The organism is Allobosea sp. GW822-FHT05A11 (genome assembly GCF_058800455.1).
Genome location: NZ_JBXAMI010000001.1, coordinates 1,047,419 through 1,065,295 on the forward strand (window position 1 = coordinate 1,047,419; position 17,877 = coordinate 1,065,295).

The following is a 17,877-nucleotide window of genomic DNA, read 5'->3' on the forward strand; positions in this document are numbered from 1 at the left end:
CACGCCCCCTGCCTGACGCGGCTAACGCCGCTGACCGGCGGCGCTTCGTGGCGTATGGGTGATTAGCTCAGTTGGTAGAGCAGCTGACTCTTAATCAGCGGGTCGTAGGTTCGAGCCCTACATCACCCACCACGGAACCTAAGTCGCTGGTTTCAGAACGCTTTTTCTTAGGCGTCTGCGTCTTCTGAGAATCGCATTTCTCGGCCTTAAACGCAACGGTTTGCAAGCCGGTTTGCAAAATTTTTCCGGCCTCCTGAGCCTCCAACCTGCGAATGCAGGTCGTCGCCAGCTCAAGCGAACGGTGGATATAGGTGGCGTCCAATGCCCCGCCGCCCGCGACCGCGTGACCCGTGACAGCCGCAATCTCGACGATGGTGCAGCCGGCCTGAGCAGCGCGACTAGCAAACGTTCCGCGCATGTCGTGGAACGTCAGGTCGTCGATCCCCGCCGAATCGCAGGCCTTGCCGAACGACGCCCTGAAGCCGTCTTCGGTCCACGGGTTGCCGAGCGTGTTCAGGAAAAGGGCGCTTCCCTTCTCGCTGCGCGCCAGCGCGGACGCCAGAGCGTCAGGGACGGGCAGGGCGACCTTCTTCCCGGTCTTGCCCTGCTTGAGCCTCAGAACGCCGTCCTTGACGTTCCCGCGTGTCAGACCAAGCAAATCGCCTTGACGCTGGCCAGTCCATAGAGCCGCGAAGCAGACAAGCGACACCTCGGCGGAGGCATGCGCCAGCAACCGCGCGATATGATCATCCGTCCAGACCTTGTCCTTGCGGTCGCTGTCCGACAGCCTGCCGCCGCGCGCGCATGGGTTGACGGCGATCTTGCCGCGATCGACGGCGAAATTCAGCAGCTTGACCAGAACCGACCACGCATAGTCAGCCTTGCGGGGCTTATCCTGCATGCCATCGCGCCATTCCTTGAAGTCGCCTCGGATCTCCGGGGCTTTCAGTGCTTCAATCGGGACATTCCCGAACTCGGCATCGATGAGCGTCAGGTAGCGCTTGTAATCGCGCCGCGTGGATTCGTTCTTGGGGTAGTCGGTCGATTTTTCGTAAAGCCTGATGAGTCCGGACAGGCTCTCGACAGAGCTTGGCAGCACGCGCTTGGCGACGGCAGCGTTGTACGAGGCGATGAAGTCAGGCGTCCCCGGCTTGCCATTAAGGCGAGGGCCGCCGCGCCATGCGTACCAATAGACGCGCTTCTCGCCATTCGCGAGCTTCTTGGTCGCCTTGGCGATGCCCTTAAGCCGCACGTGAACCATCCCGAGCCTGCTTCCACTTCTGGTAGGGTGAAAGCTCGGCATCTGATGTAAGGCCCGAGAGCTTGTCCAGCGCCCGGTCTATGGCTGCCTTGTCATACCGAGTCGTGCCGGGGATCGACCCTGGCAGCGTCCCAGCCTTGACCAGTTGGTAGAAGCGCGAAGGCGTGACCGCGCAATAGGCGGCGGCCTCAGCCTTCGTCATTAGCCTCGGTGCGATCTGAGCCCCCCTCATGGCGAGGCCTTTGGGGCGGGGGGAAGGGGCAATGGCCTCCAAGCTGTCGGCTGACTTTCAGGGCCTAGATCGCGCCCGATTGCCCAGCCGAACGTCATCCACCGCTTGCCAGTGCCCATGTCGACTAGCATCCCGGCGTAGACACCATTGTTCCCGTAGTAGTCGAGATCGGGGCAATGGATTTGGATGGCGGTGTTTGTCGGCGCCGTGCTGATGTCCTGCCACGCCTCTGCCTGATAAGCGGTGATGGCGGCGCGCATGGCCTCGTCTCGCTTGGCCGCTAGAGCCGGCGGGATGTTGTCGTAGGCAAGGCCGATCACCTTGCAGTAAGCGCGCGATGCCGCCTCGACGATCTTCTCATCATGAGTCATGGGCGGTCCTTTTTTGTGCGCATCCGCGAGACCTGCGGGGCTGTTCTCCAGAGCCGGCTCCAAGATGCGCCGGGCACGCTCGTAGCGACGGGCAATGCCGCGCTGTTCAGGCGGCAGCGCCGCAATGCGAACCGGGTCGCTGTTGTCCAGATTGTCGCTCAGCTTGATAGCGATTAGTTCGGCGTCGCCAGTGGCAGCGATGGACTTGATCCAGTCCATGTAAGTGATCTCTTTGGTCATTCGGCTGAGCATCAGGACCAGCCAGACGGCCCGGTCAGAAAAGCCTATCCTCCGCAGATCCCCGCCAGTGACGCCGCAATCCTCAACCACGTCATGGAGCAGGGCAGCACACCGCGCATCATCGCTCACCCACGCAGGCAGGGCTGCTTCTACGCGCTCGCAGTGCTCGGCATATGGCTTACCGCCTTTGTCGGTGATGCCGTCGAACAACTCACGCATCAACTTTCGGGCGGCTTCAATCTGAGGCGCGGGAGTCTCGCGGATGCCAACCCCAAACCCTTCCCCTTCCTCTACGCGCGAGATGAGTGAGGAGAGGGTCATGGGGACACCTCGTTATTTTTTGTGGCATCCGCGAGGAGGGCTTTGCAGTCCTCCAGAGCCTCCCGATCGCATCCCTCTAGCCCACGCAGAAAGCCCCATGCGTGCTTCGTCCAAAGCGCGTCGTCGAGCGCGTTATGTTCGCCGGTCGCCTGCTGCGGGAGCTGCGGATTCCCCATGACGTGGGCCATCTGCTTCAGGTCGAGACAGAACATCGGCCAGCCTTTCGGCAGGTCCATCATCGTGCCGTAAAGCTGGCAGAGCGCGACCCAGTCGTAATCGGCGTAGTAGGCCCAGAACTCCGGGTTCGGCCCGGCGAAATCTCGGACCAAATTCGCAATCTGCCAACGCGGCCAGACATACCCTGTGAGCTTGGGGAAGACGTTCTCTTTGACCCAGTCGGACGCCCGGCTACGGTCGCAATCCGCATTCTCAAGATACAGCGTCTCACCATCTTCGCGGACCATGCCGATGCTGATGAGATCGATCGTCTTGCCGTCTTCGATGAATTCCGTGTCGAACCAGATTTTCACGACCGCTTCTCCCAACCAGGCGGGATCATCTCGTGAGCGTCGTCAGAGACCTTACGAGGCCAGAAGATCCAGATGGCGAGCTGTACGAGATAGCCAGCAGCGATCAGGGCGATGAATCCGAGAACGGCGATTTCAGCGGTCATGCCGACACCTGCTCAGTCTTCGGCGTCAGCATGTCGGTGAAGATGCTGATGTCGGTCTTGCGCTCGACTACGGGGCGGAAGCGAGTTGCCCGAAATAGACCAGATGGCGTGATGCGAACCATGTCGCGTGGAAGCAGGCCAAACTCCCTCAGGACGAGGTGCGGGCCTTGCTCGGTCTCGCGAACATCTGCCACCTCATAGATATCCCCCATCTTGAGAGGCATCTCGACGCCTAAAATTGGCTTTGCGTCTATACATTCGACCTTCTGTCCGACGTAGAACATCACCGCACCATGATTTCGAGGAGTTGCACGGCGCCATAGACGCCAGACATGAAGAGGCAGAAGCCGGCCGTTCCGGCGATTTGCTTGACGATATTCATGGCTGAGCCTCGCGGGCCTTGAGCATGGCGTCGGCCATCTGGTAGGCTTCTGAGGCGACGTAATCGTAGGCTGGCGTAGCGCCCTTATCGCCCATGTGGCACAGCCACTGCTCGCGGTCGGATGCGATTGCCGCGAAGAACCGACCCGCGAACCAGTCGCGAAGGGACATGCCGGGTTCGGCTGGGTAAGCTCCTGGGCGGTCATCATTCGGGATCGGGAAAGCCGCCCCGCCGTCCTTGATCTTCTCCGCGCTCATTGAGCTGACTCCTGTTGGGTGCGGCGGGGAGGCATGGATTTGCTTTCCGAGAGAGGACGCGACGCGGTCCTCTGCGGAGCGTATTTCTTGAAGGGAGGCCCCTTCAGCCGGGACGGCGGGCGGATGGCGAGAGCAATGCTCTTCCGCTGCGCGTCGGCTTTCTGCATGCGCGGGTTGTCCTGCTCATGCGTCTTGATGCGGTGGCAGGTCAGGCAGAGGACGCGGCAGTTCTCCAGCGTCGGCTCACCGCCAAGCCCGTCAGGCGTGTCGTGGTCGTAGTGGAAGCCGCCTACAGGAAGCTTGAGCCCGCAGGCTTCGCAATGGCCTTTCGCGCGAGCGGCAGCTTGCTTGCGGACGGTGATGGAGAACTCGCGCCGGCTCATGCGCGCACCTTGTGGTTTTTCATGTCCCCGCAGGTTTTGCAGCGGAGGCAGTAGACCGTCGTGGTGGTGCGCTCAGTGCCGTCAGACGAGCGGTAGCCATACTCGCCTTGGGAATACGTCTCCCACTGGCATTCGCGCGAACAAGGCGGGATGACGGCGTTGCCGACGATGATTTTCCAGAGCCAGCGGATCATCGACGGCCCCTCTGCCAAGCGTAGTATTCGGCATCGAGAGCGCGCCAGAGAAAGCCGCTGTCCATTTTCCCGTTGCCGCCGGACTTGCCGATATGAGATCGGGACTCCACGCCACATAGGAAGCGGATGTGTGCAGCGCAGGCGTCTTCCGTGTCGCCCCGCAATTCCAGAAAGCCCCCCGGCCCCTGCCGCTCTTGCAGAAAGCGCCAGAACTCGGGCTCTCGGGATCGCAGGGCGGCCTGCTGCGCAAGGGGCAGTTCAGAGAACGGGCGCCGCTCTTTGACTTGCTCGGGTTTGACCCGAGCATCTTCGACAAGCCGCGCCAGAGCGACGGGGATTGCCTCGCCAGAGCCCGGCGTGCCGAGGGCAGCGAAGACAGCCGAGGCCATCTCCGCAGGAACCTCGATCACGAGCTGGAGCATCTTGCGGCCCTGGATATGCTTGTAGGTGGCAAAGTCGCCAGAGATTGCGGCGGGGGCGCTCATGTCAGCCTCTAGAACGGGATATCGTCATCGAGGCCGGGGCCGCTGCCGTAATCCTGCGGGTAATCATCCGCAGAGCCGGACGGCCGCTGGAGCGCCTGATACTCAGGGCTCGACTTGATGACGGCCTGCAAATTCTCGCTGAGCTTGCCGAACGTCTCCCGGTCGAAATCCTCCGGGTCGAGCGACAGATAGATCGACTCGTTGATCTGCTCGCCAGCCACCATACCCTTCGGCAACTTCATGATGCCGGAGAGGTTGGCGTAGACCTTGCCGGCTTTCTCCTGATGGATGACAGAGATGATGCAGCCGACGCCGATCAGGCGCTTGACGTTGAACCCGCCGGGGCCGAAATCCTTGTCCACGAATGGCAGCCCGCGCCAGTTCTCCAGCGTCTTGCGGAGCGTGGCCTTCTCGTGCATCGACCAAGTGTAGCGGCTGGAGATGGTGAAGGGCCGACCATCCTCCATCCGAACGTCGGGGTCCGTGATCTCCCAAGAGATCATGACCTTGCGAGCGGACTTGCGCTCCCCCTGGAACTCGGAAACCTGTGTCCCGAGATCAATGAGGCGGTAGCAGATTGCCGGGTGCGTGCCGGCGGGCGGGGGCGTGAAGTTCCCGCCTTCGGAAGGCATGGGGAGATGCATTGAACGCTCCTATTTCGTGCGAACGGTGAGGCGAGAGCCGCCATTGCTGACGACGACGCCGGGGATTTCCTCGCCAGCCTTCACGGCGGCGTTGATGGCGGTCTTGTCGATCTCGCGCTTGATGCGGATGAAGCGCTCGGGGATCGAAGCCTCGTCCTCGATGACGACTGACGGAGCCGCTTGGCTTACCGAGATGGTGGCGCTCGGCAGCGTGACCTTCGACAAGCCAGCCGCCGCCATGACGCGCTCGATCGCCTCGCCATAGCCATCGCCACGGCGCTCCAGACGAGCCTTGCGCTCCCTCAGGTCGTTGACGGGGGCCTTGACGCCTTCGGCCATGCCATAGGCTGCCTCGCGCTCCTGAACGAGCTTGGCGAGGACGTTGTTGATGTCCGTCTCGCCTTCCAGGGTATCGGCGCGAAGGTTCTCGTCTTCCTCAAGCTCGGGGTAGACGGCCAGAAGGTCGGTAATCTCGCGAACGACGCGATAGACGAGCTGGGGGTTCATCGGGCGCCCCGCAAAGCCGAGGTGATGAACTCGCCAGCCAGCGCGGCAGCCTTGGCCGGCGATGTGAGGCGGGCGTATTCCTCAAGAGCCTGACGAGCAGACCACTCGATGATCTCGGCAGACACGTCATGGCCCTGATCGTCGATCAGACCGGAGAGGACGGCGCGGACGCCGGCTTCATTGCCGCCGGGCGCGTCCCAGAAGCGCTCCATGGCGGCAGGCAACAGAGCTTCGATTTGCGAGGTGCTCATGACTGAACTCCCTTTCGCAGCCATTTGAGGATGCGCAGGCAGAGGCCCTTGCGGGCGCCGTCCTGCATGCGAGAAGCGACGCTGAGGGCTTTCCGAAGAAGAACCTGGGAGCCTTGAGCATCACCGGAGGCGAGAGCGCGCTTGGCTCCCGCAATGTGAAGGTTGAAGGCGGGGAGCATCACTCAGCCGCCCACATGCGACGATCTTCAGCGCGCATTTCAGCAGCCTGATCGGCGCGATATTCGTCCTCTTCGCCGGCTTCGCTCAGAAGGTCAGCATTGAGGTCGGGGTCGTTTTCGATGACGGAGGCCAGCCAGCCGGTGACGGCTTTGCGCTCGGTCAGCTTCTTGCCGAAGCGCCACGTCTCAATAAGGGCCTCGATGGACTGGATTTCGACAGACGGCCCGTAGGGCGGATCAACACGATCGCCGGCAAAGCCAGGCTCAACCGTGTACTGGATCTCGACGGGCATCTCTGTGCTGCCGACGTTGAGATAGATCGTGTGGCTGTAGGTGTAGGCCATGGCTCAGGCCTCCACCGAAGCCAGGGCGCGCTCAGCGTCAGCCCGCGTCTCGAACGGGCCGCACAGGCTGCCTTCGCCGCGTTCATCCCACGCCGGAAGAGCCCACGACGGTTCGTCGCGGTTCCAGTGCGCAAACTGCTCGATAATGAAGCCGGTATTCCCTTCGCCGTATTCGGCGTAGTCCGCGACCTGAAGGTCTCCGATCCGTGGGGTGGCCATTGCCGCCGTCTCCTCTGTTCGTGAGGAGAAGTTCGCATATCGCGAACCATGGCGCAACATTTATTTTCGCCATTTGCGAACTTTTGTTCGCGGCGGACGAACGCCACTGACGTACCCTGTCAGCAGGCGCGCGAAATCCCCGCAATTCAACGGGGTTGCTTAACCAAATATGGGAATAAAGTCTCCTGCTGACTCCCCCTGTCAGCGCACTGACATTACGGTCTTGCCTACGGTGAACAAACCGTAAACATTAAAACAAAGGGGAGGCAAATGGACGAGGACACCGAGCTAATCGAGGTTCTTACGGCTTGGGCTTCTCTGCCTGGTCGGCAGCGTCGGAAGGCGGTGGAGCATTTTCGCCTTCTGCTTCAAGAAAGCGAAGATAGGACTGAACCTGCCCCATCTTCCCACGGCTCCGAAGTTTGCGGATCAGATCCGCCGCTTGCGCAATCTCCTGGTCGTCGTCCGAAGACAGGGTGACGCCGATAATCTCCGATACCTGGGTGTCATAGAATTTCGCCACCCGCGCCAGCCAACGCGAGCTTAGCGGCCGCTTGTCTCGCTCCATCTCGGACAGGTAGCCCTTCGACGTTTCGATATCAGCCGCGAGCTGGTCAAGCGTCAGGCCCTTGGCCTTTCGCCACTTTTTTAGCTGCGCACCAAGAAAGAGCTTGTCGTCCGTATCCATGGCGCGAGCATAGTTCGCAGCTCGCGATTCTGCGTGACGCAGATTGCGAACTTTGGGGTTGCGGTTAAGTTCGCGATATGCGAACATGAGCCTATGTCACCTCTTCTCGCATACCGCGCTCTCAACGAGCTGACGCTTCAGGGGCTTGCCGCCAAGATCGGTACGAGCCCCGGATACCTTCATGATTTGGAGAAGGGACGCCGGAAGCCGTCGCCCCGCCTCGTGCTTGCTATCGAGAAGGCGACGGGCATCCCGCGCCACACGCTGCTCCCCGAAATCTTCGGGAGAGCGGCATGAGCGGCCAAGCCAAAGACCGCATGGAGCGCATTCTCCATCTCCTGACCGAGATCGATGAGATCAAGGAAGTCATCCGCGAGGTTTACGCAGAGGAGAAGGCTGACGGCGGTGACAAGACCGCCATGGGCGCGGCCATCGCCATCATCCGCAAGCGCGCCAAGCTCGGCGCCGATGTTGTCGAAGAGCGTGAAGGCCTCGTCGCCACGTATTTGGCGGCACACGACGCCTCGCACACGCATGCACGTGAGGCTGCGTAGATGGACCTGAAACGCACATTCGGCCTCACCAAGAGCGAAGCCGCAATCATCAGCGGGATGCTGGATGGAATGCCGGCCACTCGGGACGAAATGCTCGGCTCGTTGATCGCGCTCGATGGCCGTCTCTTCCGCGACCCCACCGTGGTCAAGGTGATGCTCTGCCACGCTCGCCGGAAGCTTGCCGCTGCGGGCGTCAATGTCCACCGAGGTAACCGCCATCGCGGGCCATGGATCGATGCGGACGGCATCCGCCGCATCCAAGAGATGGCTGCCTGACATGGCCATGTTCCTCGCCATCCTCATCAGTCTTTGGGTTGGAGCCATAGGCGGGTACTTCGCTCGTGATTTCGCCATCGCTTTCTCGATGGGGGACTGAGCATGACCGCTTACCGCCTCATGCTCGTCTTCACGGCGCTCCCTGTCTGCCGCTTCGCCATGCTCCTGCTGGAGCTTCGCGGATGAGCATCACCATCACAGGAGACCGCGCTGAATTGAAGCTCCCGAGCGGCGAAATTGCGATCCTTGATGCGTGCGATGTGCACCTTCTGGACGGCGCTTGCTGGTGGGCGGACCCGAGAAAGCGGACGACATACGTTCGAGGCCAAAAATCTGGCGTGAAACTGCGGCTGCACAGGCTGATTTGCGCGGCAGCTGAAGGGTTGGTTGTAGACCATGCCAACGGCAACGGGCTCGACAATCGGCGCTCCAATCTTCGCGTTTGTACTCCTGCTCAAAACAACGCGAACCGCGTTGGCGGAAAGCGCGAAACAGCAGGGGTTAGATTTGATCCTCGCCGTAGGAACTGGCGAGCAGAAATCTGCTCTGACGGGCAGCGTTTTTATCTTGGCACTTTCGGGTGCTGTGCCGACGCTGTCGCCGCAAGGGTCGAAGCGGAAGCGCGGCTCCATGGGGAATTTTCGTGGAGGATCCGGTGACCGGCTTTCTCCGCAAACTCCGGGGCGGCCTCAACAACCGCCCCGGCTTTTCTCTCGTCCATCGTCTCGCGAACCCCTGCAAGAACCCGCGCCACGATGTCTCCAAGCCGCTCCATGAACGCTCCTCCTGTCCCCAGACAGGAGCACGTCATGAAGAGCACCGTCCGCCGGGATTCCCGGCTTTTCACGCCTACGGAGTACAGCGACATGGGTAGCGTCGCATCCATAGCTGCGTTCTCACGCAGCCTGATCAAACGCGAGCAGATGCGGAGCGGCGGTGACGCCGAGGCTGCCATTCGACGGGTGGCCAATCGCATCAAGGTCGGCCCTGGCACCATCGCCAATCTCGTCCGCAACCGCGTCAAGACGATCTGTTTCGACATGGCTCGACGCATCGTCAACGCGGCCATCACCGACATCGAGAACGAAAAGAAGGCTCTCGAAAATGAGCATCAAGCCCTTGTGGCACTGGGCCATCACGCGGATCCGTCTGCTCTGGCTTCGGTGGAGCAGGGCCTTGCCATCGTCAGGGAAGGACTGGCGCGGATGAGGGGCGGACAATGACCCTCGCAGCAATCGAATACACAGCCGACAACGTCGACCAGATGCTGGCAGATTACGCAGCTCGGCGGCGCAGGCTCTATCAGCCCGCACCAAAGGCCCCACCGCCAGCGCCCAAGCTCGTTGTCGTGGCCCCTGAGCCGGAACCTGAGCCTGCGCCCGATCCGTTGGCGCAGTACCGTCTCGCCTACGACAACGCCATGGACCCCAAATGGGGCGTCCAGATTGCCAAGCGCATCCTCCGGGAGACGGCGGCAGAGTGCGGGTTCTCTGTCGCAGATATCCAGAGCGATATGCGTCGCGCTCCCTTAGCCCGCGCTCGCCAACTCACCATGTGGCGCATCGCCAAGATGACGCAGCTCTCCATGCCTCACATCGCGAGGATCATGGGGGATCGCGACCATACGACGGTTCTCCATGCGATCCGTCGCATCAACGGCATCCTTGGAGAGAACGTCCGCTCGGTCGGCAAATGGCAGGGGAGCAGACAATGAGCCGCGCTGCCGCCAAGACAGACTTTGAGCCTGCCATCCTCCGTCTCTGGAAAGAGGGCAAGGACACCAAGGCCATATCCGAGCGCCTGATGCTCCCTGAGAGCGAGGTGGCGAACAGCCTTGCCCGCGCTCGTGATCGGGAGCGCAGCCGATGAAGGTGCTCGTCCTCAACCTGCCTTTGCCGCCCAGCACGAACAAGCTCTACGCCAACGTTCCAGGCAAAGGGCGTGTGAGGACGCGCGAGTATCGCCGTTGGTCCTGTGCCGCTCTGAGCTATTCGTGGCTTAGCAAGCCGAAGGGTGGCTTTCCTCATTTCGAGGGCGCCTTCGATATTCAGATCACGCTCCCGCTTAAGATGCGGGGCGACATCACGAACAGGATCAAGGCCGTTGAGGACTGGCTGAAGAAGCCGGCCGGCATCGTCTCTGACGACAAGCACACCCACAGGGCAGTTGTCGCGCGCGGCTCTGACATCGAGCCCGGTTTCTGTCGCGTCCACGTCTACGAGACGAAGGAGGCCGCATGAGCGCTCCCTGGCTGAAATTCTACCCGTCAGACTGGCGCGCTGACCCAGCCTTGCGCATGTGCTCCTTGGCCGCGCGTGGGCTGTGGATGGAAATGTTGTGCCTCATGCACGAGGCGACCCCGCGCGGCTTCCTGCTCGTCAACGGAAAAGCTCTGACGGTTGGCCAGATGGCCACGCTCGCTGGGTGTGGCCCCGATGACGCGAAGGCCCTGCTGGCAGAGCTGACAGACGCCGGGGTTCTCAGCCGCGACGACAGCGGCCTGATCTTCAGCCGCCGCATGAAGGCGGACACCGAGAAAGAGGCCAAGGATAAGGCCAATGGCGGCAAGGGAGGTAATCCCTCTTTGAAGAAGGGGGTTAACCCCCCGGATAACCCTGAGGATAAAGCCCAGAAGCCAGAAGCCAGAGACCAGAAAGAACCACCAGCTGACGCTGGTGGCGACGCGCCGGCTGTCTCTCTCGTCGACCAGCTTTGGACCGATGGCATCCTGACGCTTGAGACGATGCACGTCGTTCCGCCCAAGGCCCGCAGCATGGTCGGCAAATGGCTGAAGGACACCGGCAGCGACGCCGGCCGCGTCCTGTGGGCGATCAACGAGGCCTCAATCCACGGCAGCGGCGATCCCATCCCCTACATCGCCCGCGTCTTGTCGGATCGCTCGACGGAGCAACGCGCTCCCCCTCGCCAAGCCAAACGAAACTCTCTCCTCGAAGGCCTGGAAGAAATCGAAAACCTGAGGTTCGGAAGCAATGTCCAGCCATTCGCCCGCATCGCAAACTGAGGCCACCAACGCCCTGAAGCCGCTGTTCGTCGCCTTCCCGGCGGAGCGCGGCAACGGCATGGGTGGTGCTGCCACCTACCTGATGGCTGTCGAAGGCTATTCGCTCCCGGCCATCCAGAAGGCAGTGACCCGGCTCATCCGAGGCGAGTTCGACTGGTTCGGCGCCCGGTTCCTGCCAACGACGGCCGAGCTGTCCCGCGCCTGCCGATACTGCGAAGACCTGATTGCACCGCCGAAGCGCATGGCCCTGCCGGCTCCCGGTGATGTCGAGCCGACCGAAGAGGAATGGTCCCGTCGCAAAGCCCAAGCCGACGCAGCCCGCGAGCGGTTCGGCATCAAGCCTTCGACCGGGGAGATAGTCGTCGATCGTGAAGCCATGCCTGAAGCCCTCAGGGCAGAGCGGGACAAGGAGGTGGCCAAGGCTGCCGCGAAGCTCAAGGGCGAGCGGTTCGAGCTCTCCGACGAGGCCATGGCGATCTTCCGCGAGGGTCTTTCTGATCGTGTCGTCCCCAGCCCTGACGAGCAGTTCGACCAGTGGAGCAGGGAGGCGGCGGAATGAGTGAGATACCCGAAGGTTGGATTCTTGTCCCAAAGGAACCGACGCCTGCGATGATCGACGCAGCTTGGCGAACAATTCAGACCGTTCCTGCGGACGCTCGGATGGCGGTTCTGCTCGCGAGCCCGCGTAGCGCTCATCAGGTCAAGATGCTGAACCGCTGGAGGGCCATGGTTGCTGCCGCTCCGAAGCCTCCGGAGACGCTCCCGGAACACGCGGATGCCAACTCAAATCCTTACGACACCCAGAACAAGGGAGAGCGCGCGGCATGAGTGGGATTATGGGTGGCATCCGCGCGCCTGACGGCAAGCGCCTCACGGTAGTTCAGATCGACGTGCTCGGTATCGCGGTAGACCGGGGCATGGTCGATTATTACCAAGCCGCTGAAGCTGGAGCGCAGGGCGCAACCCTGTCCAGTTTGGTCAAGAGGGGGCTTCTCGCGAAATACACGTTCGCGAACGGCAACCGCTGGCTGCCGACAGATGTAGCTCGCGCGACGCTGGAAGGCACTGGCCGGAACCTAGTGGATGCGCACTCAAAAAATCCTCTCATACCAGGAGGGCGGTAGGGTGAGTGAGCCCCGCGAAGAATTGAAGCGAGCCGGCCGCCTTGATGACGATGCAGCACGGCTTGAGCGGTGGGCGGATCGCGAACCGATCAAGTCATGCCGAGAGGCCTTGCGGGACCAGGCTATCGACCTCCGGGCTGAGGCCGCGGCCATTCGGATCTTCGCCATCTCCCCCCAACCCAAACAGGAGCGAGTAGCATGAGCCTATCACGTCGAGGAATCTTCGGACTGTTCGCAGCAGCCCCGGCTGCCATTGTGGCGGCCAAGGCGTCCGCTGCCCAACCCGCGCCTGTGCCGGAGCCCAAGTTCTTTAAGGGCGAAATCCGCGCCGCCATCTCTCATTTCGAGACCCGGCCGTTCGAGGGCTACACGTTCACCTCGTCCAACGGGGGCCATAGCCACACCTTAGCCACCCCTCAACTGCCCAGCCACAGGCATTCCCTCACGTATGCCGATTCCGTCGCGGTCATTGGCTACGAGCAGTGGAACGGAGAGCGCTGGGTTCCGATCAACCTCGGGGCGAAGGACTGAACCATGGCGAAGGCTGGAGACGCGCGATGAAAGGCAAGATGCACAAGCTCTGGGGCAAAGCCTCTCAGCAGACACACCGCGTTGCGTCCACCTATCGCACCGATCGCAAGGTCAAGGAGATGATCGGACCTCCGCGTCCGGCGGCTCTGGCACACAAGATTCCGGTCGTCCTGGAGAATGACAGGATCGTCCACCCGCGCGTCTGGACCATCATGCACACTGGGCCTCAACAGGAGATGGTTGCGGTCGCACAGCTCAAGCAATTCGGTTACGGAGCTTACTGCCCTGTCATCACCCGATGGGTTCGCGTCGGCAGCCTCAAGCGGATTAGGCATATCCCGCTCTTCCCCCGGTACATCTTCGTTTCCGTCACCGAGGACACGAAGCGCTCCTTGAATGCCTGCTCTTGGGGAAAGCCGATTGCCACCGGCAATCATGGCGATATGCCCTTGTTCGATGGCAGGGCGATCTACGCCATCAGCGACGCGCAGGCAGCCGGCGTCTACGACGAGGCCAGGGCAGAGGCAGAGCGCTTCGCGGAACTGGAGAGGCTGAAGAAGGCTCGTCTCCTGCTGAAGGAAGGCGACGATGTCCGCGTGGATTACGAGGCCTGGGAGGACATTGGCGCAACAGTCGTGTGCATGCCGGCCGCTGATCGCGTGATCCTGCTCATGAATCTGCTCGGGCGCGCAACAAAAGTGACCGTGCCGCTTGACCAAATCCGCCCGGCAGCGTAGATTTCATCATCGCGGTTCGGGCAGCATGATTTGCACCCGGACTGCTACGCATTTCCCGCCCGGAGCCCCAAAGGCTGCCGGGCTTTTTCATGGTAGACTGCTCTCATGGACAAGACAGCTATCGGAAATGAACTTCGCAAGGCCGGGGCCGAAACCGTTGGGTTCCAGGACAGCTTCGGCCATCTCATCGGCATAGGCGTGACCATCGGTGACAAGCGCCATGCAGTTGCGTGGGACGAGGGCTCAGACAAGAGCGCCGAAGCGGTCGCTGATCTCAAGCGGTGGCTCGCTGAAAATAGGTGAGTGATGGCCGCTCGTAAGCAGCTCTGGCACCCTGATGCGGTGCGCGAGAAAATCCAGGCAAGTCAGCTCATCAACCGTCTGACGAAGCACGCGCTTTCCGACAAGCCAATCATGGACGCATCGCAGGTCACCGCAGCCACGAAGCTGCTGGGCAAGGTATTGCCAGACTTGTCCGCGACGACGCTGTCAGGCGGCCTCGACGTGACCACGCAGACCAAGGAACAGCGTGATGCCGCAGTCGCAGCGGCTGCAAGAGCTGACCGCTGAGGATTACGCGTTCTCCCGGCTCATCTCGTATGCGGCCTACCAATGGCCGGGCTATCGAGACGCACCGCACCACAGGTTGATTGCGAGGCACCTAGAGCAGGTTGAACGGGGCGAGATCACCCGCCTCATGATCACGATGCCGCCGCGCCACGGCAAGAGCATGCTGGCCAGCGAGTTCTTCCCGGCTTGGTATCTCGGGCGCAACCCGGACCACTACGTCGTCACCGCGACTTATGCGCAGGAACTAGCCGACGACTTCGGCCGCAAGGTCAAGAACCAGATCGAGGATAGCGGGTTCAAGGCCATCTTCCCCGGCGTTGGCCTGGCTGACGACAGCAAGAGTGCCAAGCGGTTTCACATCGAGGGAGAGCTAGGCGGCATTGAGCACGCTACCAGTCAGCGCGGCGCCTTCTACGCGGTTGGCGTTGGCGGCCCACTGACAGGTCGCGGCGCGCATCTGCTGCTGATCGATGACCCGGTAAAGAACCGGGAGGACGCGGAATCAGAGCTGATCCGCAAGAAGACGAAGGACTGGTACACGTCGACTGCATATACCCGCCTCATGCCTGGCGGGCGCGTCGTGGTCATTCAGACCCGGTGGCATGAAGACGACCTGTCGGGATGGCTTCAGGCTGAGCACGATCACGAAGGATGGGTTGTCCTAGACCTGCCGGCCATCAGCGATGACGGCAAGGCTCTGTGGCCTGAGCAGTACGACATCGAAGCGCTGGAGCGTATCAAGCGAGCGCTTCCGCCGCGCGATTGGTCCGCGCTCTATCAGCAGCGGCCAACGCCAGACGAGGGTGATTATTTCAAGGCTGACTGGTTCAAGCCGGCCAAGACCCCGCCTGTCGACCATATGCGAATATATGGCGGTTCTGACTACGCGGTGACATCGAACGGCGGCGACTACACGGTCCATGCCGTTGTCGGCGTCGACCCAGACGGCCGCATGCATTTGCTGGACCTGTGGCGCAAACAATCGGCATCCGACGAATGGGTCGATGCATGGTGCGATCTGGTCAAGAAATGGAAGCCGCTCGGATGGGCGGAAGAGACAGGACAGATCAACGCGGGCGTTGGCCCCTGGCTTGAAAAGCGTGCTCGGGAAAAGGGCGCGTATGTCTTTCGGGAGCAATTCCCGACGCGCGGCGACAAGGCCGTCCGCGCTCAATCGATTAGAGGCCGCATGGCGATGGATGGGCTCTACATCAGCCCAGATGCGACGTGGCGTGCCGATCTCATTTCAGAATGCCTCCGCTTCCCGGCAGGCGTCCACGATGACCAAGTGGACGCGCTGGGCCTCGTAGGACAGCTCCTCGACAAGATGATGGATGGCAAGGCGCCGAAGGCTGGCAACGACAAGCCGCCGCCAGGCTTCTCCCGCATGTCCAGTCGGCCGAGCGCACCAACCATGGCGGTCTAGATGGCGCTACTCACCACCAAGGCTGTGAGGGACGACGAGGGCGATTTCGCCTCTCTCTCGACCCTGACGCGCCGCCATCAGGACTATTGGACCAACAAGGACCCGGAGCGGAAGGAAACTCGTATCGCCCGTCAATATTACGACGGCGAACAACTCAGCCATGACCAGCTTGAGGTCTTGAAGAAGGAAGGCCGCCCGGCTGTCGTCTATAACGAGATCCAGCCGAATATCGATGGCGTTGTCGGCACCGTCGAGCGGCTTCGTCAGGACCCGAAGGCATTCCCGCGCACGCCCAAGCATGAGCAGGGCGCGGAGGTCGCAACGTCGGTGCTCAACTACGCGCTAGACGCCTGCAACTGGAAGGCCATCACGCCGCGCGTCGCGAAGACCGGCGCGCTCGATGCGGTGGCCGGCGTTGAGATGGCCTTCACGGAAGGTGACGTTGGCGACCGCGAAATCACGCTGAAGCCGATCGATGCGGAGACGTTCTTCTACGACCCTCGCTCGGTTGAGAACGACTTCTCGGACGCCCTCTACATGGGCGTCTCGAAGTGGCTCGATGTCGATGTCGCGAAGGGCCTGTTCCCTGACAAGGCGAAGGACATCGAGGATATCTCGACACAGGGCGGATATCAGGAGGAATGGAACCTCAACGACCGTCAGAACCTTTGGGTTGTAACGAACGAGCGCAAAATCCGCATCGTCGAGCAGTGGTACAAGCGCAAGGGCAAATGGAAATACGCCTTCTACACGGGCGGCATGGTCCTGCGCGAAGGCGATAGCGAGTTCTTCGACGAGAAGGGGCGCACGACATCGCGCTATCTGGTGTTCAGCGCGAATGTGGATTGGGAGGGTGACCGCTACGGCTTCGTCCGCAACCTCAAGCCGATCCAGGATGAGATCAACAGCCGGCGCTCGCTGGGCCTCAAAGCACTCATGGCGACGCGCGTATACGTCACCGAGGGGACGGTTCCCGACGTTGAAGACCTGCGAGCGGAGATCAACCGTCTCGACGGCGTGGTGCAGACGCCTTCCGGCGCCAAATTCGACGAGCGCGACAACGCGGCGAAGGCTCAAGGCAACCTTGAGATGTTGCAGGAGTCGAAGCAGCAGATGGACCGGCGCGGCCTGAGCCCGCCAGTTTCGGCAGAGGCCGGCGCTCCGAAAGACCTGTCCGGTCGCGCCATCCAACTGCTCCAGCAAGCAGCGCTTGCCCGCATCGGCCCGTTCTTGCTGTCCTATCGGGATTGGAAGCTGCGTGTTTATCGCGCGATGTGGAACCAGATCCAGCGCAATTGGACCTCGGAGCGGTGGATTCGCGTCACCGACGATGACGGCTTGGCGCAGTTCATGCCGATCAACCAGGTGACGTTCAACGAGATGGGACAGCCCGTCATCCAGAACCCGATGGGCTCGCTGGATATCGATATCGTCATCGACGAAGGGCCGGACAGCGTCACGCTGATGCAAGACACCTTCGACACGCTGGTGCAGCTTTCGTCGAGCGGCCAGCCTGTCCCCCCCGACGCTATTATCGAGATGTCGAACCTGCCGGGTTCGATGAAGAAGAAGATCCTCGACAAGCTCCAGCAGGCTCAGCAGCAGCCTAATCCAGAGGCACAGGCGGCACAGGCCAAACTTCAGCTTGAGCAACAGAAGATGCAGATGGAAATGCAGGCGAAGCAGCAGGGCGCGCAGCTTCAGGTGCAGACCGCTGCGGCGCAACTCCAGATCGATCAGCAGAAGGCCGCGCAGGAAGCCGAAATCTCGCAATTCAGGGCATCCTACGAGGCGCAGATCGCCCGTGAGAAGGCCGGGCTCGAAATGGAATTGGAGCGCCAGCGCGCCGCCAACCAGATCGAGATCGAGCGCATCAAGGCCAACGCTTCCATTCAGGCCGGCGCGATGAAGGCAGAAGCGCAGACAGAGGCTGCACGCAACAGGCAGGCTGCCACGGCCGAGGCCTGACGAGTTCGCACGCGCCAGCGATACCGGCGCATCGAACG

The 17,877-nt window shown here is 61.7% G+C and carries 35 protein-coding genes and 1 tRNA gene; 20 read left to right on the forward strand and 16 right to left on the reverse strand.

All coding sequences use genetic code 11. The annotated features are described in order from the left end of the window. The first annotated feature begins 56 nt into the window (after positions 1–56). A tRNA-Lys gene (locus AC1RLU_RS05115) sits at positions 57–132 on the forward strand. Here the strand turns inward: AC1RLU_RS05115 and AC1RLU_RS05120 are convergent. After that, the gene (locus AC1RLU_RS05120) at positions 95–709 is read right to left on the reverse strand and encodes a tyrosine-type recombinase/integrase (RefSeq protein WP_492794329.1); all 615 of its coding nucleotides are present in this window, start codon (positions 707–709) and stop codon (positions 95–97) included. The genes AC1RLU_RS05115 and AC1RLU_RS05120 overlap by 38 nt on opposite strands. 12 nt (positions 710–721) lie before the next feature. Between AC1RLU_RS05120 and AC1RLU_RS05125 the strand changes: the two genes are divergently transcribed. Next, entirely contained in the window at positions 722–1,312 is a 591-nt protein-coding gene (locus AC1RLU_RS05125) for a hypothetical protein (protein ID WP_492794333.1), read from the forward strand. Here the strand turns inward: AC1RLU_RS05125 and AC1RLU_RS05130 are convergent. The 15 genes from AC1RLU_RS05130 to AC1RLU_RS05200 all read right to left on the reverse strand — a co-directional run bounded on the left by AC1RLU_RS05130 (position 1,242) and on the right by AC1RLU_RS05200 (position 7,631). Then, positions 1,242–1,493 (reverse strand): helix-turn-helix transcriptional regulator, encoded by a 252-nt coding sequence (locus AC1RLU_RS05130; RefSeq protein WP_492794218.1) that lies wholly within the window; start codon positions 1,491–1,493, stop codon positions 1,242–1,244. The two genes, AC1RLU_RS05125 and AC1RLU_RS05130, sit on opposite strands and share 71 nt — an antisense overlap. Further along, positions 1,490–2,425 carry an HD domain-containing protein gene (locus AC1RLU_RS05135; protein WP_492794220.1) on the reverse strand — a complete coding sequence of 312 codons (936 nt, stop codon included), beginning with the start codon at positions 2,423–2,425 and terminating at the stop codon, positions 1,490–1,492. The genes AC1RLU_RS05130 and AC1RLU_RS05135 overlap by 4 nt, the downstream gene beginning before the upstream one ends. Then, positions 2,422–2,955, reverse strand: coding sequence for a 3'-5' exoribonuclease domain-containing protein (locus AC1RLU_RS05140; RefSeq protein WP_492794221.1), 534 nt, complete (start codon positions 2,953–2,955; stop codon positions 2,422–2,424). The genes AC1RLU_RS05135 and AC1RLU_RS05140 overlap by 4 nt, the downstream gene beginning before the upstream one ends. Then, on the reverse strand, positions 2,952–3,098 hold the full coding sequence (locus AC1RLU_RS05145; RefSeq protein ID WP_492794223.1) for a hypothetical protein: 147 nt from the start codon (positions 3,096–3,098) through the stop codon (positions 2,952–2,954). Before AC1RLU_RS05145 ends, AC1RLU_RS05140 begins: the two co-directional genes overlap by 4 nt. Beyond that, complete coding sequence (locus AC1RLU_RS05150; RefSeq protein ID WP_492794224.1) at positions 3,095–3,382, reverse strand: hypothetical protein; 288 nt, start codon at positions 3,380–3,382, stop codon at positions 3,095–3,097. Before AC1RLU_RS05150 ends, AC1RLU_RS05145 begins: the two co-directional genes overlap by 4 nt. A 94-nt stretch (positions 3,383–3,476) precedes the next feature. Then, entirely contained in the window at positions 3,477–3,737 is a 261-nt protein-coding gene (locus tag AC1RLU_RS05155) for a hypothetical protein (protein ID WP_492794226.1), read from the reverse strand. Then, positions 3,734–4,120 carry an HNH endonuclease gene (locus AC1RLU_RS05160; RefSeq protein ID WP_492794228.1) on the reverse strand — a complete coding sequence of 129 codons (387 nt, stop codon included), beginning with the start codon at positions 4,118–4,120 and terminating at the stop codon, positions 3,734–3,736. Before AC1RLU_RS05160 ends, AC1RLU_RS05155 begins: the two co-directional genes overlap by 4 nt. Then, positions 4,117–4,314 carry a hypothetical protein gene (locus AC1RLU_RS05165; RefSeq protein ID WP_492794230.1) on the reverse strand — a complete coding sequence of 66 codons (198 nt, stop codon included), beginning with the start codon at positions 4,312–4,314 and terminating at the stop codon, positions 4,117–4,119. Before AC1RLU_RS05165 ends, AC1RLU_RS05160 begins: the two co-directional genes overlap by 4 nt. Continuing rightward, complete coding sequence (locus tag AC1RLU_RS05170) at positions 4,311–4,799, reverse strand: hypothetical protein (protein ID WP_492794231.1); 489 nt, start codon at positions 4,797–4,799, stop codon at positions 4,311–4,313. The genes AC1RLU_RS05165 and AC1RLU_RS05170 overlap by 4 nt, the downstream gene beginning before the upstream one ends. 8 nt (positions 4,800–4,807) lie before the next feature. Continuing rightward, positions 4,808–5,443, reverse strand: a complete 636-nt coding sequence (locus tag AC1RLU_RS05175) for a phage replication initiation protein, NGO0469 family (RefSeq protein ID WP_492794232.1) — start codon at positions 5,441–5,443, stop codon at positions 4,808–4,810. Between the two features lie 9 nt (positions 5,444–5,452). Further along, positions 5,453–5,950: a siphovirus Gp157 family protein gene (locus tag AC1RLU_RS05180; RefSeq protein WP_492794234.1), complete on the reverse strand. Its 498-nt coding sequence runs from the start codon at positions 5,948–5,950 to the stop codon at positions 5,453–5,455. After that, the gene (locus AC1RLU_RS05185) at positions 5,947–6,201 is read right to left on the reverse strand and encodes a hypothetical protein (RefSeq protein ID WP_492794236.1); all 255 of its coding nucleotides are present in this window, start codon (positions 6,199–6,201) and stop codon (positions 5,947–5,949) included. The genes AC1RLU_RS05180 and AC1RLU_RS05185 overlap by 4 nt, the downstream gene beginning before the upstream one ends. Positions 6,202–6,379: 178 nt before the next feature. Beyond that, entirely contained in the window at positions 6,380–6,724 is a 345-nt protein-coding gene (locus AC1RLU_RS05190; protein ID WP_492794237.1) for a hypothetical protein, read from the reverse strand. A 3-nt stretch (positions 6,725–6,727) separates the two neighbouring features. Next, entirely contained in the window at positions 6,728–6,943 is a 216-nt protein-coding gene (locus AC1RLU_RS05195) for an RNA-binding protein (protein ID WP_492794239.1), read from the reverse strand. Positions 6,944–7,244: 301 nt separating this feature from the next. Continuing rightward, on the reverse strand, positions 7,245–7,631 hold the full coding sequence (locus tag AC1RLU_RS05200; protein WP_492794241.1) for a helix-turn-helix domain-containing protein: 387 nt from the start codon (positions 7,629–7,631) through the stop codon (positions 7,245–7,247). 93 nt (positions 7,632–7,724) lie between these two features. On the opposite strand from AC1RLU_RS05200, the gene AC1RLU_RS05205 reads away from it, so the two are divergent. The 18 genes from AC1RLU_RS05205 to AC1RLU_RS05290 all read left to right on the forward strand — a co-directional run bounded on the left by AC1RLU_RS05205 (position 7,725) and on the right by AC1RLU_RS05290 (position 17,839). Continuing rightward, on the forward strand, positions 7,725–7,928 hold the full coding sequence (locus AC1RLU_RS05205; RefSeq protein WP_492794331.1) for a helix-turn-helix domain-containing protein: 204 nt from the start codon (positions 7,725–7,727) through the stop codon (positions 7,926–7,928). Continuing rightward, on the forward strand, positions 7,925–8,185 hold the full coding sequence (locus AC1RLU_RS05210) for a GapR family DNA-binding domain-containing protein (RefSeq protein ID WP_492794243.1): 261 nt from the start codon (positions 7,925–7,927) through the stop codon (positions 8,183–8,185). Before AC1RLU_RS05205 ends, AC1RLU_RS05210 begins: the two co-directional genes overlap by 4 nt. Further along, the gene (locus tag AC1RLU_RS05215; RefSeq protein WP_492794245.1) at positions 8,186–8,461 is read left to right on the forward strand and encodes a hypothetical protein; all 276 of its coding nucleotides are present in this window, start codon (positions 8,186–8,188) and stop codon (positions 8,459–8,461) included. Between the two features lie 182 nt (positions 8,462–8,643). Further along, complete coding sequence (locus tag AC1RLU_RS05220) at positions 8,644–9,120, forward strand: HNH endonuclease (protein ID WP_492794247.1); 477 nt, start codon at positions 8,644–8,646, stop codon at positions 9,118–9,120. Between the two features lie 150 nt (positions 9,121–9,270). Further along, positions 9,271–9,684 (forward strand): hypothetical protein, encoded by a 414-nt coding sequence (locus AC1RLU_RS05225; protein ID WP_492794249.1) that lies wholly within the window; start codon positions 9,271–9,273, stop codon positions 9,682–9,684. After that, positions 9,681–10,175, forward strand: coding sequence for a helix-turn-helix domain-containing protein (locus tag AC1RLU_RS05230; RefSeq protein ID WP_492794251.1), 495 nt, complete (start codon positions 9,681–9,683; stop codon positions 10,173–10,175). The genes AC1RLU_RS05225 and AC1RLU_RS05230 overlap by 4 nt, the downstream gene beginning before the upstream one ends. Next, the gene (locus tag AC1RLU_RS05235) at positions 10,172–10,330 is read left to right on the forward strand and encodes a hypothetical protein (protein WP_492794253.1); all 159 of its coding nucleotides are present in this window, start codon (positions 10,172–10,174) and stop codon (positions 10,328–10,330) included. Before AC1RLU_RS05230 ends, AC1RLU_RS05235 begins: the two co-directional genes overlap by 4 nt. Further along, on the forward strand, positions 10,327–10,701 hold the full coding sequence (locus tag AC1RLU_RS05240) for a hypothetical protein (protein ID WP_492794254.1): 375 nt from the start codon (positions 10,327–10,329) through the stop codon (positions 10,699–10,701). Before AC1RLU_RS05235 ends, AC1RLU_RS05240 begins: the two co-directional genes overlap by 4 nt. Further along, positions 10,698–11,483, forward strand: coding sequence for a hypothetical protein (locus AC1RLU_RS05245; protein WP_492794256.1), 786 nt, complete (start codon positions 10,698–10,700; stop codon positions 11,481–11,483). Before AC1RLU_RS05240 ends, AC1RLU_RS05245 begins: the two co-directional genes overlap by 4 nt. After that, positions 11,452–12,042 carry a hypothetical protein gene (locus tag AC1RLU_RS05250; RefSeq protein WP_492794257.1) on the forward strand — a complete coding sequence of 197 codons (591 nt, stop codon included), beginning with the start codon at positions 11,452–11,454 and terminating at the stop codon, positions 12,040–12,042. The genes AC1RLU_RS05245 and AC1RLU_RS05250 overlap by 32 nt, the downstream gene beginning before the upstream one ends. Next, positions 12,039–12,311, forward strand: a complete 273-nt coding sequence (locus tag AC1RLU_RS05255; protein ID WP_492794258.1) for a hypothetical protein — start codon at positions 12,039–12,041, stop codon at positions 12,309–12,311. The genes AC1RLU_RS05250 and AC1RLU_RS05255 overlap by 4 nt, the downstream gene beginning before the upstream one ends. Further along, positions 12,308–12,607, forward strand: coding sequence for a hypothetical protein (locus AC1RLU_RS05260; protein WP_492794259.1), 300 nt, complete (start codon positions 12,308–12,310; stop codon positions 12,605–12,607). The genes AC1RLU_RS05255 and AC1RLU_RS05260 overlap by 4 nt, the downstream gene beginning before the upstream one ends. 198 nt (positions 12,608–12,805) lie before the next feature. Further along, positions 12,806–13,138 carry a hypothetical protein gene (locus tag AC1RLU_RS05265; RefSeq protein ID WP_492794260.1) on the forward strand — a complete coding sequence of 111 codons (333 nt, stop codon included), beginning with the start codon at positions 12,806–12,808 and terminating at the stop codon, positions 13,136–13,138. Between the two features lie 26 nt (positions 13,139–13,164). Continuing rightward, positions 13,165–13,875 (forward strand): transcription termination/antitermination protein NusG, encoded by a 711-nt coding sequence (gene nusG, locus AC1RLU_RS05270; protein WP_492794262.1) that lies wholly within the window; start codon positions 13,165–13,167, stop codon positions 13,873–13,875. 105 nt (positions 13,876–13,980) lie between these two features. Then, the gene (locus AC1RLU_RS05275) at positions 13,981–14,178 is read left to right on the forward strand and encodes a hypothetical protein (protein WP_492794263.1); all 198 of its coding nucleotides are present in this window, start codon (positions 13,981–13,983) and stop codon (positions 14,176–14,178) included. Positions 14,179–14,181: 3 nt separating this feature from the next. Next, positions 14,182–14,445, forward strand: coding sequence for a hypothetical protein (locus AC1RLU_RS05280; protein ID WP_492794264.1), 264 nt, complete (start codon positions 14,182–14,184; stop codon positions 14,443–14,445). Continuing rightward, positions 14,408–15,871, forward strand: coding sequence for a phage terminase large subunit (gene terL, locus AC1RLU_RS05285; protein ID WP_492794265.1), 1,464 nt, complete (start codon positions 14,408–14,410; stop codon positions 15,869–15,871). Before AC1RLU_RS05280 ends, terL begins: the two co-directional genes overlap by 38 nt. Next, the gene (locus tag AC1RLU_RS05290; protein ID WP_492794266.1) at positions 15,872–17,839 is read left to right on the forward strand and encodes a portal protein; all 1,968 of its coding nucleotides are present in this window, start codon (positions 15,872–15,874) and stop codon (positions 17,837–17,839) included. Positions 17,840–17,877: the final 38 nt, after the last annotated feature.

Coding starts and splice junctions, on each gene's coding strand:
- AC1RLU_RS05230 (WP_492794251.1), top strand. CDS start 9,681: ATGACCCTCGCAGCAATCGAATACACAGCCGACAACGTCGACCAGATG.
- AC1RLU_RS05145 (WP_492794223.1), bottom strand. CDS start 3,098: ATGACCGCTGAAATCGCCGTTCTCGGATTCATCGCCCTGATCGCTGCT.
- AC1RLU_RS05205 (WP_492794331.1), top strand. CDS start 7,725: ATGTCACCTCTTCTCGCATACCGCGCTCTCAACGAGCTGACGCTTCAG.
- AC1RLU_RS05220 (WP_492794247.1), top strand. CDS start 8,644: ATGAGCATCACCATCACAGGAGACCGCGCTGAATTGAAGCTCCCGAGC.
- terL (WP_492794265.1), top strand. CDS start 14,408: ATGCCGCAGTCGCAGCGGCTGCAAGAGCTGACCGCTGAGGATTACGCG.
- AC1RLU_RS05260 (WP_492794259.1), top strand. CDS start 12,308: ATGAGTGGGATTATGGGTGGCATCCGCGCGCCTGACGGCAAGCGCCTC.
- AC1RLU_RS05200 (WP_492794241.1), bottom strand. CDS start 7,631: ATGGATACGGACGACAAGCTCTTTCTTGGTGCGCAGCTAAAAAAGTGG.
- AC1RLU_RS05255 (WP_492794258.1), top strand. CDS start 12,039: ATGAGTGAGATACCCGAAGGTTGGATTCTTGTCCCAAAGGAACCGACG.
- AC1RLU_RS05250 (WP_492794257.1), top strand. CDS start 11,452: ATGTCCAGCCATTCGCCCGCATCGCAAACTGAGGCCACCAACGCCCTG.
- AC1RLU_RS05240 (WP_492794254.1), top strand. CDS start 10,327: ATGAAGGTGCTCGTCCTCAACCTGCCTTTGCCGCCCAGCACGAACAAG.
- AC1RLU_RS05245 (WP_492794256.1), top strand. CDS start 10,698: ATGAGCGCTCCCTGGCTGAAATTCTACCCGTCAGACTGGCGCGCTGAC.
- AC1RLU_RS05160 (WP_492794228.1), bottom strand. CDS start 4,120: ATGAGCCGGCGCGAGTTCTCCATCACCGTCCGCAAGCAAGCTGCCGCT.
- AC1RLU_RS05170 (WP_492794231.1), bottom strand. CDS start 4,799: ATGAGCGCCCCCGCCGCAATCTCTGGCGACTTTGCCACCTACAAGCAT.
- AC1RLU_RS05125 (WP_492794333.1), top strand. CDS start 722: ATGCGCCAGCAACCGCGCGATATGATCATCCGTCCAGACCTTGTCCTT.
- AC1RLU_RS05185 (WP_492794236.1), bottom strand. CDS start 6,201: ATGAGCACCTCGCAAATCGAAGCTCTGTTGCCTGCCGCCATGGAGCGC.
- AC1RLU_RS05180 (WP_492794234.1), bottom strand. CDS start 5,950: ATGAACCCCCAGCTCGTCTATCGCGTCGTTCGCGAGATTACCGACCTT.
- AC1RLU_RS05135 (WP_492794220.1), bottom strand. CDS start 2,425: ATGACCCTCTCCTCACTCATCTCGCGCGTAGAGGAAGGGGAAGGGTTT.
- AC1RLU_RS05190 (WP_492794237.1), bottom strand. CDS start 6,724: ATGGCCTACACCTACAGCCACACGATCTATCTCAACGTCGGCAGCACA.
- AC1RLU_RS05275 (WP_492794263.1), top strand. CDS start 13,981: ATGGACAAGACAGCTATCGGAAATGAACTTCGCAAGGCCGGGGCCGAA.
- AC1RLU_RS05175 (WP_492794232.1), bottom strand. CDS start 5,443: ATGCATCTCCCCATGCCTTCCGAAGGCGGGAACTTCACGCCCCCGCCC.
- AC1RLU_RS05210 (WP_492794243.1), top strand. CDS start 7,925: ATGAGCGGCCAAGCCAAAGACCGCATGGAGCGCATTCTCCATCTCCTG.
- AC1RLU_RS05130 (WP_492794218.1), bottom strand. CDS start 1,493: ATGAGGGGGGCTCAGATCGCACCGAGGCTAATGACGAAGGCTGAGGCC.
- AC1RLU_RS05195 (WP_492794239.1), bottom strand. CDS start 6,943: ATGGCCACCCCACGGATCGGAGACCTTCAGGTCGCGGACTACGCCGAA.
- AC1RLU_RS05215 (WP_492794245.1), top strand. CDS start 8,186: ATGGACCTGAAACGCACATTCGGCCTCACCAAGAGCGAAGCCGCAATC.
- AC1RLU_RS05265 (WP_492794260.1), top strand. CDS start 12,806: ATGAGCCTATCACGTCGAGGAATCTTCGGACTGTTCGCAGCAGCCCCG.
- AC1RLU_RS05280 (WP_492794264.1), top strand. CDS start 14,182: ATGGCCGCTCGTAAGCAGCTCTGGCACCCTGATGCGGTGCGCGAGAAA.
- nusG (WP_492794262.1), top strand. CDS start 13,165: ATGAAAGGCAAGATGCACAAGCTCTGGGGCAAAGCCTCTCAGCAGACA.
- AC1RLU_RS05165 (WP_492794230.1), bottom strand. CDS start 4,314: ATGATCCGCTGGCTCTGGAAAATCATCGTCGGCAACGCCGTCATCCCG.
- AC1RLU_RS05225 (WP_492794249.1), top strand. CDS start 9,271: ATGAAGAGCACCGTCCGCCGGGATTCCCGGCTTTTCACGCCTACGGAG.
- AC1RLU_RS05150 (WP_492794224.1), bottom strand. CDS start 3,382: ATGTTCTACGTCGGACAGAAGGTCGAATGTATAGACGCAAAGCCAATT.
- AC1RLU_RS05155 (WP_492794226.1), bottom strand. CDS start 3,737: ATGAGCGCGGAGAAGATCAAGGACGGCGGGGCGGCTTTCCCGATCCCG.
- AC1RLU_RS05235 (WP_492794253.1), top strand. CDS start 10,172: ATGAGCCGCGCTGCCGCCAAGACAGACTTTGAGCCTGCCATCCTCCGT.
- AC1RLU_RS05290 (WP_492794266.1), top strand. CDS start 15,872: ATGGCGCTACTCACCACCAAGGCTGTGAGGGACGACGAGGGCGATTTC.